Here is a 13,218-nt window from a genome sequence, read left to right as displayed (position 1 = left end):
CGACAGTAATCGGTTGCAGCCCTGGCTGCCCCGTACAGCTACGGGCGGATCGAGGAATACACTTTGGCTTTGTCGAGAAATTCGCGACAGTGCGCGACGGTCTGCTGCGTGGCCTCCACCATCGGCAAGTGGCCGATGCCTTCAAGAATTTCCAGGCGCGCATGCGGGATCCCCTCAAGCCAGGTTTGCGCGCTGGCAACGGGCACCATGCGGTCCTCCCGGCCCCACAGGATCAGGCTTGGCACGCGTACGTGCGGCAACCAGGGCTCCATGCGCGGGCTGTCGGAGAAGTTCGCGAAAATCTCCGCCAGCTCAGCGCGGCGCTTGATGTAGCTTTGCGCCTCGGCCGCCAATAACACTTCGGGGATGAAAGGCGGTGCCGCCATGGTCATGGCGAAAAACCGGTCGAATTGCTGACGGGTGCGAATCAGAAACGGGTTATCGCCACTATTGACCAACGCTTCGACTTCGTTGGGCTGCGGCAGATTCACGCCCGCGGCGCCAATCAAACCCAGCGACAGCACGCGCTCCGGATAATGAGTGGCCAACCAGCTGGCGACATACGCGCCCATGGAACTGCCAATAACGTGCACTTTGTCGACCTGGCAGGCGTCCAGCAGCGCCACCATGCGCCGCGCCTGAGCCGCAATGCTGTAGTCGCCGCCCGTCACAAAGGCAGTTTTACCGTGGCCGGCCAGATCCGGAATGATCACGCGGTAAGCATCGACAAAGTGCCGCGCAAACCCCAGCCAGACGCCCTTGTCGGCGCTGAAACCGTGTATCAGCAACAGCGCCGGCGCATGCGTGTCGCCCCCCTGATAAGTGGCGAGGGTCATGCCTTTGATCGGTACGTTGAGGGTCTTCAATCGAGACCGCCGCGCTTCTACCCAGGCGATGAGCGCAAACAGCACGTTGCCAACCCGGGGGTAGGTCCACCAGATCCACACGGGCACGAGGGCAAGTACGCCGACGATCACAAGCATCAAGGTTTCTCCGGCAGTGACGACTGGATTGCTTTCACTGACCGGTATAGTTGCTCACGTCGCTTGAATCTGCGCTGAACGCATCACAAAAGGCCAAGCCATGAGTGTCGGCACAGCGCTGTGGTTGAGTTGCGGGGACTGAATGACACTGACCGCCGGTCAAGCACAAAACGGTCCCCACTGACGCACCGGGAACCGTTTTTGGCGTGGCTGACAACCTGCGGCCTCAGTTCTGCGGCCGTTGTTTGGTCGAGTCCAGTTCGGCTTTTTTAGCGGTGGAAATTTCAGTGATCTGCGCGGACTTGGCGATGGCCATGTCAAACGTGTCCTGCATGTTGGCGATGGCATCGGTCGCCGTGCCCTTCAGCCCGCCATTGGCCGCCCAGTCGAAGTTCCACACGCCGGACAGGTTATCGGCACCGGCCACGTCGTGGGTTTCGATGGCGGTGAATACATCGGGGTGTTTTTCCATGTACTTGGCAGCGTCGGAAACGTTCGCTGGCACCTTGCCTGAGGCGTTGCTGGCCAGTTGCGACAGCTCCTGCTTGGTGATGGCCGACTTGCCGGTCTGGCGCATGTAATCGGCAATAACCTTGCTGGACTTGGCAATGTTCAACTTGTCGTCGAAAGACGACGGCGAGGACTTTGGCGTGTTCGACCCGCCAGACGCGGGCGTTACGGTAGTAGACATCGGCGCTGCTCCCTCAATGGAACGAATGAAATCGTCGTGCTGACGATACCCCGATGCGGACGTTAGCATGGGCAAAGGGCCATTCCCCATGCTTCACAACATTTCACAACGGCTGGCCGATTTTCGCAGCCTTTGGGCACAGCCATCAGCGCAAAAGCGCGGCTGCAGATGCTCGTGTCGACACTGCGCAGCACCACAATCGCCGCCGCCCTTAATGCTGCGTTCAGCCCTGACGCACATACGCGAACATGTGCGGCACATAGTCCGCTTTGCCCAGCGGCACGCCGTTATGGCGCAGGATGTTGTAGGCGGTCATCAGGTGAAAATAGAACTGCGGCGTGGCCCAATTGACGGCGTATTCGTTGCCGGTCATCTGGAAGGCGATACCACCGGGGAGTTCAATGGCGATGGATTCATCCGCACGACGCTCAATCACGCTACGGTCAGCGTCGGCGAGCACTGCCAGCGTCTGGTCGATCAGTGCAAGCGCCTCAGCCATTGAGGTCGGGGCCTGCAGCGTCGACAGCGGATGCCCGCTTAGCCGCTCAACCGCCTCGCGCGCCTGGGTGCAGGCGTAGCGAACCTGAGTCGCCAGGGGGTGCATGTCGGGTGCCAGGCGTGAATCGAGAAGAACTTGCGGGTCGAAAGCCAGTGCTGCAGCGTGAGCGTCACCCTTGGAGAGCAGGCCTTTGAGCGAGTTCAGCATCTGGGCGAAGCAGGGAATGGTAATGGTATAGAGCGACATCGTTGCGTCCTTTTCTGAGGTTGAAAAAAATCACATCACGTAGCGACCACGCCGCGTTGCTTGACCAGGCCTTCCAAGGTAAACCGGGCTTGCATCAGCACCACGTCGCGTACCAGTTCCATTTCCTTCTGGTTGACCTCGGCCCACTTCAACGCCTCAAGCAGCTTGGGTTTTTGCACCCGGAATGCCAGGCCTTGGGTGAACAGTGCCATCGAGTGAATCACGGTGCGCTCGTCCTCCACCGCAAAGCCGGCCAGGCGCGCGATCAGTTGGCGGATAACCCGGCCAATGCGCGCCTTGAAGCGATCCTCAAACGCTGTTGTCGCGCTTTCTGGACACAGGCCGGCCTGGTGGCGGTCTAGAAACGCACGCCAGGCGGTGGTTTGCGGGCTGTCCTGGATGGTGGAAACCACCGTACCGAGGATGCCCAGCGACACGTCGATCAGGGTTTTATCGTCCGAGGCCTGATCGGCCAACGCGCATTCGGCGGCCTCCACGCAAGGCGCCATCTTGCGCCATAGCAGTGCGATCAAGTGCTCGACACACTCCAGATAGATGCCTTCCTTGCCGTCAAAATAGTACTGAATCGCCGGGGCGTTGACGCCCGCGGCCGTTGCGATGTCGCGGGTCGACGCGCCGTCGTAGCCGCGCTCGCCAAATACCACGACCGCCGCGTCGACAATGCGCGCGCGGGTTTCTTCACCACGCTGATAACCACCCTCGGCGGCAGGTTTATGTCGTGCCATGTGCAGCTCCTTTCGAATACCGGACCAAAATATACCAGTTGACAAAAATTCGCGAAAAATAGAATTTATTCCACCTGTTATAAATCTGGAGTGACCCGATGTCCGCTGCACCTCCCTCGCCTCAGGTCATTCCTGAAGACACCGTCAACCGTCAACGCGGCAAGGCTCGACGGATCCTGCTGACCATCGCCACCGTCGCACTTTTGGGTGCTGTGGGTTGGGCCGCCTGGTGGTGGCTCAGCGGACGTTTCATCCAGACCACCGACGACGCCTACCTGCAAGCCGACAGCATTAGCGTGGCGCCCAAGATCAGTGGCTACGTCGCCCAAGTGCTGGTCAGTGACAACCAGAACGTAAAGCGCGGCGACGTGCTGGTGCGCCTGGATGCGCGCAAATACCAGGCCGTCAGCGATGAAGCCTCGGCCACAATCGCCGCGCGCACGGCCGACTACGCCAAGGCCCAGGCCGACCTGGTGCAGCAGGACTCGACCATTGCCGAAGCGCGCGCGCAGTTGCAAGGCGCCGAGGCCGATGCGAAACACGCGCAGGCCGAAGTCGCGCGCTATGCCCCGCTGGCGCGCTCAGGTGCCGAGCCCGAAGAGCGCCTGGCGCAGCTCAATAACCAATTGGCCCAGGCCCGCAGCACCGTGGCAGCCAAACAGGCCGCCTTGCGTTCCAGTCAGACCCGCTATGGCACGCTTGAAGCGCAGCTCAAACAAGCCCAGGCGCAACTCGGCGTGGCCAAGGCCAGCGAGGCGCAGAGCCAGCTGGACGTGGATGACGCAGTGATTCGCAGCCCGCTGGACGGGCGCGTGGCCGACCGCGGCGTGCGTGTCGGTCAATATGTGCAGCCCGGTACCCGCTTGCTGACCGTGGTGCCGATCAGCGCGATTTATCTGACCGCCAACTATAAGGAAACCCAGATCGGCGACATGCGCCCCGGCCAATCCGTCAGCGTGCACGTGGACGCGCTGCCAGGGCGTGATCTGCAGGGCCATATCGACAGCCTGTCCCCAGGCACCGGCGCGCAGTTCGCGCTGCTGCCGCCCTCGAATGCCACCGGCAACTTCACCAAAATCGTGCAGCGCGTACCCGTGCGCATCTCGCTGGACATACCCGATGAGGTGCGCGTGGCGTTGATGCCTGGTCTGTCGGCAACCGTTGACGTCGACACCCGCACCCCCGCCGCGGACGCCAACCATGGCTGAAGCACTGATGGCCGAGGTGGCCGCAGAAAAACCACGCAACGCCTCGCTGACCGACTGGATCGCCGTGGCTGCCGGCGCACTCGGCGCCTTGCTGGCGACGCTGGACGTGTCGATCACCAACTCGGCGCTGCCACAGATTCAGGGGCAAATCGGCGCAACCGGCACCGAAGGCACGTGGATCGCCACGGGCTATCTGATGTCGGAAATCGTCATGATCCCCCTCGCCGCCTGGCTGACTCGCGTGTTCGGCCTGCGCCGGTTCCTGATCGGCACGGCCTTGATGTTCACGGCGTTTTCGATGTTCTGTGGCCTGTCCTCCAGCCTCGGCGCCATGATCGCCGGGCGCATCGGCCAGGGGTTCGCCGGCGGCGCGATGATTCCCACCGCGCAAACCATCGTGCGCACGCGCCTGCCGCCGCACCAACTGGCCATCGGCACCACGATGTTTGGCATGACCGTGATCCTCGGCCCCTTGCTTGGCCCGGTCATCGGCGGCTGGCTCACGGAAAACATCAACTGGCGGTGGTGCTTCTTTCTCAATCTGCCCATCAGCATCGCCCTGATCACGCTGCTGATCACCGGCCTGCCAAGCGAACGCATGAACCTGCAACGCTTCATCAGTGCCGACTGGTTGGGCATCCTCGGCCTGGCCATGGGCCTGAGTTCGCTGACGGTGGTACTGGAAGAAGGCCAGCGTGAGCATTGGTTCGACTCGCTGCTGATCACGTGGCTGAGCATTGCCACGGTGATCGGCTTTTTCCTGATTGCGCTCGGGCAGTTGCGCTCGAGTACGCCGATCGTGCGACTGCAACTGGTGCTGAACAAAAGCTTTGGCAGCGTGCTGTTGATCGGTACTGCCGTGGGCGCCGGGATTTATGGCACGGCGTATCTGGTGCCGCAGTTCCTGGGCATCCTCTCGGGCTACAACGCGCAGCAGTCCGGCGCGATCATGTTGCTGTCGGGGATACCGGCGTTTTTGCTGATGCCCATTCTGCCGCGCATGCTCGGCCGTTATGACCTGCGCTGGATGGTCGGTGCCGGCCTGTTGCTGTATTGGGCCAGCTGCTTTGTCGACACCCAACTCACCGCCGAGAGTGTCGGGCACGACTTTGTCTGGTCGCAGCTATTGCGTGGTTTTGGGCAGATTCTGGTGATGATGCCGCTCAGCCAACTGTCGATGCGCTCGGTCGAGACCCGTGACGCCGGGGACGCCGCCGGGCTTTACAACATGTCGCGCAACCTGGGCGGCACCATCGGCCTGGCCTTGCTCGGCGTGCTGATGGACCGGCGCAGCCACTTTCATGACGACAGGCTGCGCGAAGGCATCCAGGCCAACAGCCAGTTGGCGCAGGACCACATGGCGAGCCACACCGCCAGCTACCTCGCGCAAACCGGCGATGCCTCGACGTCGCAAGCGCAGGCGTTCGCACAACTTGCCAATGACATTGCGCAACAAGCCTCGGTGATGGCCTACAACGACTCGTTTTATGTACTGGGACTCGCGATGCTGGCGTGCCTGCCCCTGATCTTCATCCTGAAAAAGCGCACGGTACAACGATGATTCCTCGCACCCTTCCCCTCTTGCTGACCGTCGGCCTGTTGTCGGCCTGCACCGTCGGCCCGGACTACCACGGTGCCCCCGACGTCGCGCCAAAGACCCTGGCGGCCGGGCACCTGCCGCACGCTGACAGCGCATCGGCAAGCACTCCTGGTGTCGCGCAGTGGTGGCGAACCCTGGGCGACGCGCAATTGAACCAGCTGGTGGAGCAAGCCCTGCAAAACAGCCCGGACATTGCCACGGCCCAGGCGCGCCTCAAGCAGTCCCGCGCAAGCCTCAGCGGCGCGCAAGCCAACGCGATGCCCAAGGTCACCGGGGACGCCGCGATGCTCAAACTGCGCTCCCCGGACACCTCCGCGCTGGGTGGCAGCAATGGCGGTGGCCGAGGCCCGTTGAGCCTGTACCTCGCCGGTTTCGATGCCAGCTGGGAGGCCGACCTGTTTGGCGGCACACGCCGTGCAGTCGAAGCCGCCCAGGCAGAGGCCGACGCCTCCCAGGCCCGGTTGGCTGACGCCCAAGTGCAACTGGCTGCCGAAACAGTGCAGGCCTACACCGACCTGCGCGACCAGCAAGCACGCCTGGCATTGGTCGACGCCAGCGTCGGCATCGAAAACCAGGCCCTGGACCTCACCCAGCAACGGCGCGAACGCGGCGTGGCCTCGCAACTGCAGCTGGAGCAGGTGCTGACACAGGCCCAAAACACCCAGGCCCAACGCCTGCCGCTGCAAGCCGCTATCGTCGAATCGCTCGACCAGCTCGGCCTGCTCTGCGGCCTGGAACCCGGCGAGCTGGACGGCCAACTGGCTACCGCGCAGCCCCTGCCCGCTATCCCGGAGGCGGTGCCGGTCGCCGACCCGGCCGCACTCTTGAAGGCCCGCCCGGACATCCGCATCGCCGAACGCCAACTGGCATCGAGCAATGCCCAGATTGGCGAGAAGACCGCAGACTGGTTTCCCAAACTGAGCTTGATGGGCGACCTGTCGTTCTCGGCCGGTGACCCTGGGCACCTTGCACGCAAGGACAACGGCACTTGGTTGATCCTGCCTCGGATCACCTGGAACGCGCTGGATTTCGGCCGCGTTGCCGCCAGCGTCAAAGGTGCAGAGGCTGGACGAGACGAAGCCCTGGCCAACTATAAAAGCGTGGTGTTAAGTGCATTGCGCGATGCCGACGTGGCGTTGGCGCGTTACGGGCACCAGCGCCAGAACGTGCTGCTGTTGCGCTCGGTGGAATCTTCCGCAGTGCGTGCCGCCGACCTGACGCGTCAGCGTTACCGCGCAGGCACCGCGAGTACGCTGGATTGGCTGGATGCGGAGCGCACGCGCTATCAGGCGCAAGAAAGCCGAATCTCCGCGGACGCAGAGTTGCTGAAGGATTTTGCGTCGCTGCACAAAGCGCTCGGGCTTGGATGGACACGGTGAGCAGGCGATTGGCGACAAATCAACTACCATGAGCCTTCCTTCATGGCTACCGGCTTGCATCCGATGAGAGACTTACCGCCCACCGCCACCTTGCGCGCCTTTGAGGTTGCCACGCGGCACGCTACCTTCACCTCGGCTTCGCAGGAGCTGCATGTCACCCAAAGTGCTGTCAGCCATCAGTTAAAACACCTTGAAGCGATTTGGGGTTTGGAGCTTTTTCAGCGCGGCAAGTCGCTGACGTTGACACCCGCCGGCGCCGCGCTAGCGCCGATCGTGCGTGAGTTTTTCATGAACCTGCAAGCCACCCTGGCTGACCTTCGGGAACACAAGGGCCGGGTGCGCCTCAAGGTCAGCACCACTTACTCCTTTGCGCTCAAATGGCTGCTTCCCAGGTTGCCGAGTCTGTCGCAGCAGCACCCGGAAATTCTGATCACGCTGGAGACCAGCGACAAAGCCATCACATTTTCCAGCAGTGAGTCTGACGTGGCGATCCGCCTGGGCAATGGTAATTATCCGGGCCTGCATTCGGAGTTTCTGCTCAGGGAACAGATTTTCCCCGTGGCCAGCCCCGATCTCCTGCACCGCTTTGGCCTGCCACAAACGCCGGCGCAGTTACTGCGTTACCCATTGCTGACGCGCGACGGCGCAGACCTGGTGCCGAAGTGGGAGGCCTGGTTCCAGCATGTCGGCACGGGCATCGCGGCGCTCAAGGAAAGTGTGCGCTTTGCAGACACCAATATGACCATCGAGGCTGCGCTGTTGGGCCAGGGCGTCGCGCTTGCCCGCAGCGGGCATGTCGAAGCGCAGATCCGCGACGGCAGTTTGGTCAGGCTGTTTGATGTGCCGTTCGACTCCCCGGTGGCCTACTACTTTGTCTGCCCAAAAGGCATCGAATCACAGCCCCACGTCGTCAGTTTTCGTCACTGGCTGATGGAAGCGTCACAGCAGGCACAACTGAGCTATCGCTAAAGCATGAGCGTTTGCTCATGCCTGGATGAGAGGACTTCGCTTTAGTGCAGGCGCGCCGTTGCTTAGGATGGCGCATGCCTTTTCATATTGTTTTGCTGATTCTGTTCGCCGCCCTCCTGCACGCCAGCTGGAACGCGCTGCTGCGCGGCGGCGCCGACAGGTTGTGGTCAATGACGGTGATGTGCCTGGCGGTGGCCACTGCCAGCGCGCTCATCGCGCCGTTTGTGACGCCGCCCGCGCGGGCCAGTTGGTGCTACGCCGGCCTCTCGGCGGTGCTGCATGTGGGCTATAACCTGTTTCTGGTTCGCAGCTACAAGGTTGGCGACCTGGGGCAAACCTACCCGATTTCCCGCGGTTCCTCGCCTATCCTGATCGCCCTCAGCGCTGCGTTTTTTGTCGGGGAAGCAGTCACCGGCGTGGCGCTGCTGGGCATTGCGCTGGTGTCTGGCGGCATCGTTTCCCTGGCGTTCAACAACCGCAGGCTTGCCGTTCCCAGCCTGCCGTACGCATTAGGCACTGGGATTTTTATTGCGGCTTACAGCGTGACCGACGGTATTGGCGCACGGCTGTCTGGCGCGCCTTTGGCGTATACCGTGTGGATGTGCGCGTTGTGGGGCGTGTTGATGCCTCTGGTGTATATCGGTTTACGTGGGACGCGCAGTTTGTTCAGCTGGCGACCCGGTGTCGCGACAGCCTTGGGCGGCGGGCTGGTCTCGCTGCTGGCCTACGCGATCATTATCTACGCGATGTCCTATGCGCCCATGGGCGCGGTGTCTGCATTGCGCGAAACCAGCGTGTTATTTGCCGCGCTGATCGGTTATTGGTTTCTCGGCGAGGCCTTCACGCTGCGCAAGTTTCTGGCCTGCGCAGTGATTGCGCTCGGCGCTGTACTTATCGGCTGAGGCCGTCCATGGCTGTCACACAGTGAGGTTTACGCGTTATGAGCACCCTTCTCCAGGCCCCTGTCATCCTGATTACCGGTGGCAGCCGCGGCGTCGGTGCAGCCACCGCGCGACTGGCCGCCGCACGCGGCTACGATGTCGCGATCAGCTACGTGTCCGACGAGGCCGCCGCTCTGGCCGTGGCGAATGACGTGAGAGCCGCCGGACGGCGAGCGCTGGCGGTACGCGCCGATAGCGCAGAGCCAGAGCAGGTCGCGGCGTTATTCGCCGCGATTGACCGCGAGTTCGGCCGTGTCGACGTGTTGGTCAACAACGCGGGCATACTCGGACCACAATCGCACCTCGAAGACCTCGACTTTGCACGCATGCAGCGCATCTTCGCGGTCAATGCCATCGGCCCGATGCTGTGCGCGCAACAAGCGGTCAAACGCATGTCCCATCGCCATAACGGCCGCGGCGGCGTTGTTATCAATGTATCCTCGGGCGCGGCCCGGCTCGGCAGTCCGAACGAATATATCGACTACGCTGCCTCAAAAGGTGCCCTGGAGACGTTCACCATCGGCTTCGCTAAAGAAGTCGCGCGAGACGGCATCCGCGTCAACTGCATCCGCCCCGGCCATATCTACACCGACATGCACGCCAGCGGCGGAGAACCGGGTCGGGTCGATCGGGTCAAGGACTCGATCCCCATGGGCCGCGGCGGACAACCCGAAGAAGTTGCGCGGGCTATCCTGTGGCTGGCGAGCGATGAAGCGTCGTTCATTACCGGGACGTTTCTTGACGTCACCGGGGGCAAGTAAGGGCAGGACGCACGGTTTTTTTGAGGCATTTGGGTAATCCCCCAGACCTGGCTGAAAGTGGGATGGGGGTTAATGGATTGGACTTCAAGCAACATCAGGTAGGCAGGCAGATGGAAGAATTGATGCAGGGGCTCGACGGGCTCAGGACTGCGCAGCAAGAACTGTTTTATGACCTTGAAGATGCGGCCGCCGTTATCGGCTGGTCAGTGGTTGAACTGACGGCCCTGGCCGGCACTGGCAGGACGCCGGCCGAAGCGGTGGCGCTGATGAAAATATGTGCGTTGCTGACGGCTCAGCAGGGGAAAATTGGCCTGTATGCAGATGAGGTCAAAGCGCAGCGCATCACCAGGTCCGAGGTCGGGGCTTGATCGGTGCTCAACGCGCAGGGACCGGCCCATCAGTCGAGGATGACATCGCCGCCCTCGGCCTTTAAACGAGCGAGGTTGTCCTTCATCTGCTGCAACCGCTCCGGTGAATGCCCTTGCCACTGGGTCACTTCGGCAACGACCCGCAGTGGCTCGCAGGAGCGATAGGACAGCGTCGGATTGCCGGGAAACTTCTTATCCGTCACGTTGGGGTCGTCCACGATCGGGCCCGTGGGCTCTACGACATAAATGCGTTCGCGCTCATGACCTAGCGCCAGTTCGGCGCCCCAGATAGCGGCGTCGAGCGTGCCCGCAAAATAAACCCAGGACAGCGCTCGCCCTTCGGTGAAATTGGACGGATAACCGACGCGGATCATGTCTCCGGGCTTGAGGTCAGCGCGAGTGCCGTGAAAGTACTGTCGTATAAACATGCCGGCGGCGTTTGACATGGGCTTGTTACTCCAAGAATGCGTGGTGCCAGGGCCGCCTGTCTGCAGCGCAAGGCATGCCCTTCTTGTAACTGACTGTCGAACCCCTAGGCAACCTTACGAGGGCAGGCGAGCCCCCTGCCGTCAGCCTTGCAATGCAGATAATCGCGCCACAGCCTGAACGCCCGTTGCTGCCTGGCAAATGCCGCTTGCCACTCTTCGCCGCCGATTTGCTCGACGGGCGTCGCCATCATCTGCTCCGTTGCAAGGTCCAGTTCTTCTACGAGCTGACGCCCGTTAGGCATATCCAAAATTAGAGATCGCATAGCTACCTGTCTTATTTGTTCTGTAAGTCGACCTCTGTATCCCTTTGATAGTGCGCGGGTTCCGACGAACGGTTACATTTTCTTACAGGTTTAACTGCCATTGCTTACAGACGATGACGGTGCGGGGTCGACCCCCGGCGAGACACACAGACAAGTAATGGAGACTGAGAGACAGGAGATTTCTCTCTGGAATTATTTGTAACATTTTATAATTAACGCTGGTTAACAGCCGTCGCGAAACAACAGCGCAGGTTCATAACGTGCGCTGTCAGACGACGATAGCTGAACCGCACAAGCGCTTAATTCACGTGTTATAGGCAAAAGGATAAGGAACATGTCACTGCACAAGTTATTTGCACTCGTCATCACTGTGGCATTGCTGGGCGGTTGCAATGCGCTCGCAGGCAAGACCAACATGTTGAGCGATGATGACGTGAAATCGCAGAGCGCCGGCGCACTGGGCTACGCCCCTGCGGACCTGACTATTGTCAATCGCCAAACCCAGGGCACCAATACCTACGTATTGCTGAAAACCAACGACAACAAGCAATTCAACTGCATCATCAACGGCGGCAATATCATGACCTTCGGCATGTCCAACCCGCCCTCTTGCGCGAAAAAAGGCGAGCAGGTAAAGAGCGGGCCGTTTGGTGGATAACTGTCACGCCAACATCGCAGGGCGTGATCAAATCGGCTCTCACTGTCAGCTTTTATATAGTCGAACTTCGGTATAAATCGAGTCATTTACTGCGATGACTAAAAGGGGAACGGACCTATTGAGTTGAATAAATCCGTTCCTTTTTTACGCTGGAAGTTGAACCGCGTTGTTATCAGGTCACGGTTACTCAATGTCTTCGTGAATAACCGCGCCTGCGCGGCGCAATTCATCCAGATACGCCTCGGCGTCCTCAAGCAGCTCGGGCATATACAGCCCGGCGGAAAAGGGAGAACCGCCGTTGAGGCCCAGCACGGCTGACAGCGAAAGCACCACGCTCAGTCCGGTGAGCGACGCTTGGCCATGCCTGAACTCAAGGGTAGCGCGTGACCGTCGTGGCCGCCCCTCAGCCTCGCCCTCGATCTCGACGATGATCTCTGCCGCCACTGCGTCACCGCGACGACGGCTCGATGATTCGCCACTCGCCAGGTCAAAGCGAATATCCGGCGCGCCCGTGGCGGCGTAGAGGCTGATAATGTCGAACGGAGAGTATGCGTCAGCCGCAAGCTCCCGACCGTCAATGGCCTTGATCCTGGCTTTGGCGGCGTCACCGGACACCCAGGAACGCTTCCCGCCTGTGAACACCAACGCGGCAGGCGCCGCCGCACTCAGCCGCTGCATATCTTCCAGCGCCAATGGGCCTGCAGCGTCTTGTGCATCCAGTACAACCCCGATCCTGATGGATCGTACGCGCTCGAAGCCTTTTACACCGTGCAGCGCAAGAAACACCGCGACCCCGGCGCCCCATTGGCTGGCAAGGACCACGGGCGCCGCCGTCGCACGGTGCGCGAACAGCGCCATCTCCGGCCCTACCTCTACCAGCCCGTTGCCGATGTTCAGGTACGCAATGCCCAAGTCCTGCGCATAGCGCAAACCCCGGAGTCCATCATCAGGTGCCAGCATGACCACCGCCGCTAATGCGACGCCGTCATCAAGGCCCAGGCGAGGTTTATCAAGGTCGATTGCCACCGCGTGGGCAGCGCCCGCCTCCCGCGCAACCTCGCGCGCCTCGTCCAGATTGCGGCCGCCCACCAGCAAGGGTATACCGGGCTGGCGCTCACGAAACCACCGGATGGCAGCACGCCCAACGATGCCCGACCCACCGGCAAACAGTATGTGTTTTGTCGTCATTGACCTGTCCTCTGTCTAGCCCGATACAGACGCAATCGAGCCCAGCAGCTATCGCCCCAGAGGTGCACCCGGCTACGCAAACAGCGCACACAGTGTCGATGAAGAAAACCGACACACGTCACAGCACCTCAGCATTGCGTCGATAGGGTAGTGACGGACGGGGTAATTTGTAGGTTCCAAAAACTTTGTAAGGCATGGGAGGTGGTAGCATCACGCCACAAGAACCGGAT

Annotated in this window: 14 protein-coding genes; 8 read left to right on the top strand and 6 right to left on the bottom strand. The window is 61.3% G+C overall.

All coding sequences use genetic code 11. The features are described 5' to 3' along the window. Nucleotides 1-38 precede the first annotated feature (38 nt). From AACV02_RS13365 to AACV02_RS13350, 4 genes are all read right to left on the bottom strand, one after another. Nucleotides 39-983: an alpha/beta fold hydrolase gene (locus tag AACV02_RS13365; protein WP_119740195.1), complete on the bottom strand. Its 945-nt coding sequence runs from the start codon at nt 981-983 to the stop codon at nt 39-41. Nucleotides 984-1,209: 226 nt separating this feature from the next. After that, nucleotides 1,210-1,674 carry a hypothetical protein gene (locus tag AACV02_RS13360; RefSeq protein WP_106579097.1) on the bottom strand — a complete coding sequence of 155 codons (465 nt, stop codon included), beginning with the start codon at nt 1,672-1,674 and terminating at the stop codon, nt 1,210-1,212. A 223-nt stretch (nt 1,675-1,897) separates the two neighbouring features. Continuing rightward, nucleotides 1,898-2,419 carry a DUF1993 domain-containing protein gene (locus AACV02_RS13355; RefSeq protein ID WP_119740193.1) on the bottom strand — a complete coding sequence of 174 codons (522 nt, stop codon included), beginning with the start codon at nt 2,417-2,419 and terminating at the stop codon, nt 1,898-1,900. 35 nt (nt 2,420-2,454) lie between these two features. Continuing rightward, the gene (locus AACV02_RS13350) at nt 2,455-3,165 is read right to left on the bottom strand and encodes a CerR family C-terminal domain-containing protein (protein WP_119740191.1); all 711 of its coding nucleotides are present in this window, start codon (nt 3,163-3,165) and stop codon (nt 2,455-2,457) included. 98 nt (nt 3,166-3,263) lie between these two features. On the opposite strand from AACV02_RS13350, the gene AACV02_RS13345 reads away from it, so the two are divergent. From AACV02_RS13345 to AACV02_RS13315, 7 genes are all read left to right on the top strand, one after another. Then, complete coding sequence (locus AACV02_RS13345; RefSeq protein ID WP_119740189.1) at nt 3,264-4,373, top strand: HlyD family secretion protein; 1,110 nt, start codon at nt 3,264-3,266, stop codon at nt 4,371-4,373. Beyond that, on the top strand, nt 4,366-5,934 hold the full coding sequence (locus AACV02_RS13340; RefSeq protein ID WP_119740187.1) for a DHA2 family efflux MFS transporter permease subunit: 1,569 nt from the start codon (nt 4,366-4,368) through the stop codon (nt 5,932-5,934). The genes AACV02_RS13345 and AACV02_RS13340 overlap by 8 nt, the downstream gene beginning before the upstream one ends. Next, complete coding sequence (locus AACV02_RS13335; protein ID WP_119740185.1) at nt 5,931-7,352, top strand: efflux transporter outer membrane subunit; 1,422 nt, start codon at nt 5,931-5,933, stop codon at nt 7,350-7,352. Before AACV02_RS13340 ends, AACV02_RS13335 begins: the two co-directional genes overlap by 4 nt. Before the next feature lie 63 nt (nt 7,353-7,415). Then, on the top strand, nt 7,416-8,321 hold the full coding sequence (gene gcvA, locus AACV02_RS13330; RefSeq protein WP_106579220.1) for a transcriptional regulator GcvA: 906 nt from the start codon (nt 7,416-7,418) through the stop codon (nt 8,319-8,321). A 74-nt stretch (nt 8,322-8,395) separates the two neighbouring features. Then, the gene (locus tag AACV02_RS13325) at nt 8,396-9,223 is read left to right on the top strand and encodes a DMT family transporter (RefSeq protein WP_119740183.1); all 828 of its coding nucleotides are present in this window, start codon (nt 8,396-8,398) and stop codon (nt 9,221-9,223) included. A 38-nt stretch (nt 9,224-9,261) separates the two neighbouring features. Further along, the gene (locus AACV02_RS13320) at nt 9,262-10,023 is read left to right on the top strand and encodes an SDR family oxidoreductase (protein WP_119740180.1); all 762 of its coding nucleotides are present in this window, start codon (nt 9,262-9,264) and stop codon (nt 10,021-10,023) included. A gap of 110 nt (nt 10,024-10,133) precedes the next feature. Continuing rightward, nucleotides 10,134-10,391, top strand: coding sequence for a hypothetical protein (locus AACV02_RS13315; protein ID WP_119740826.1), 258 nt, complete (start codon nt 10,134-10,136; stop codon nt 10,389-10,391). 29 nt (nt 10,392-10,420) lie between these two features. On the opposite strand, the gene arr is transcribed toward AACV02_RS13315, so the two are convergent. Next, nucleotides 10,421-10,837, bottom strand: coding sequence for an NAD(+)--rifampin ADP-ribosyltransferase (arr, locus tag AACV02_RS13310; RefSeq protein WP_119740178.1), 417 nt, complete (start codon nt 10,835-10,837; stop codon nt 10,421-10,423). Nucleotides 10,838-11,476: 639 nt separating this feature from the next. Between arr and AACV02_RS13305 the strand changes: the two genes are divergently transcribed. Continuing rightward, entirely contained in the window at nt 11,477-11,800 is a 324-nt protein-coding gene (locus AACV02_RS13305) for a hypothetical protein (protein ID WP_106579087.1), read from the top strand. Between the two features lie 183 nt (nt 11,801-11,983). Here AACV02_RS13305 and AACV02_RS13300 read toward each other — a convergent pair whose 3' ends face one another. Then, nucleotides 11,984-12,988 (bottom strand): hypothetical protein, encoded by a 1,005-nt coding sequence (locus AACV02_RS13300; RefSeq protein ID WP_119740174.1) that lies wholly within the window; start codon nt 12,986-12,988, stop codon nt 11,984-11,986. Nucleotides 12,989-13,218 lie beyond the last annotated feature (230 nt).

The sequence above is a fragment of the Pseudomonas sp. Larv2_ips genome (genome assembly GCF_963879675.1).
Taxonomy (GTDB): Bacteria; Pseudomonadota; Gammaproteobacteria; order Pseudomonadales; family Pseudomonadaceae; genus Aquipseudomonas.
The sequence above is the reverse complement of the archived record's forward strand: the minus strand, read 5'-3'. Positions and strand labels throughout refer to the sequence as shown.

Coding starts and splice junctions, on each gene's coding strand:
- AACV02_RS13365 (WP_119740195.1), bottom strand. CDS start 983: ATGCTTGTGATCGTCGGCGTACTTGCCCTCGTGCCCGTGTGGATCTGG.
- AACV02_RS13360 (WP_106579097.1), bottom strand. CDS start 1,674: ATGTCTACTACCGTAACGCCCGCGTCTGGCGGGTCGAACACGCCAAAG.
- AACV02_RS13355 (WP_119740193.1), bottom strand. CDS start 2,419: ATGTCGCTCTATACCATTACCATTCCCTGCTTCGCCCAGATGCTGAAC.
- AACV02_RS13350 (WP_119740191.1), bottom strand. CDS start 3,165: ATGGCACGACATAAACCTGCCGCCGAGGGTGGTTATCAGCGTGGTGAA.
- AACV02_RS13345 (WP_119740189.1), top strand. CDS start 3,264: ATGTCCGCTGCACCTCCCTCGCCTCAGGTCATTCCTGAAGACACCGTC.
- AACV02_RS13340 (WP_119740187.1), top strand. CDS start 4,366: ATGGCTGAAGCACTGATGGCCGAGGTGGCCGCAGAAAAACCACGCAAC.
- AACV02_RS13335 (WP_119740185.1), top strand. CDS start 5,931: ATGATTCCTCGCACCCTTCCCCTCTTGCTGACCGTCGGCCTGTTGTCG.
- gcvA (WP_106579220.1), top strand. CDS start 7,416: ATGAGAGACTTACCGCCCACCGCCACCTTGCGCGCCTTTGAGGTTGCC.
- AACV02_RS13325 (WP_119740183.1), top strand. CDS start 8,396: ATGCCTTTTCATATTGTTTTGCTGATTCTGTTCGCCGCCCTCCTGCAC.
- AACV02_RS13320 (WP_119740180.1), top strand. CDS start 9,262: ATGAGCACCCTTCTCCAGGCCCCTGTCATCCTGATTACCGGTGGCAGC.
- AACV02_RS13315 (WP_119740826.1), top strand. CDS start 10,134: ATGGAAGAATTGATGCAGGGGCTCGACGGGCTCAGGACTGCGCAGCAA.
- arr (WP_119740178.1), bottom strand. CDS start 10,837: ATGTCAAACGCCGCCGGCATGTTTATACGACAGTACTTTCACGGCACT.
- AACV02_RS13305 (WP_106579087.1), top strand. CDS start 11,477: ATGTCACTGCACAAGTTATTTGCACTCGTCATCACTGTGGCATTGCTG.
- AACV02_RS13300 (WP_119740174.1), bottom strand. CDS start 12,988: ATGACGACAAAACACATACTGTTTGCCGGTGGGTCGGGCATCGTTGGG.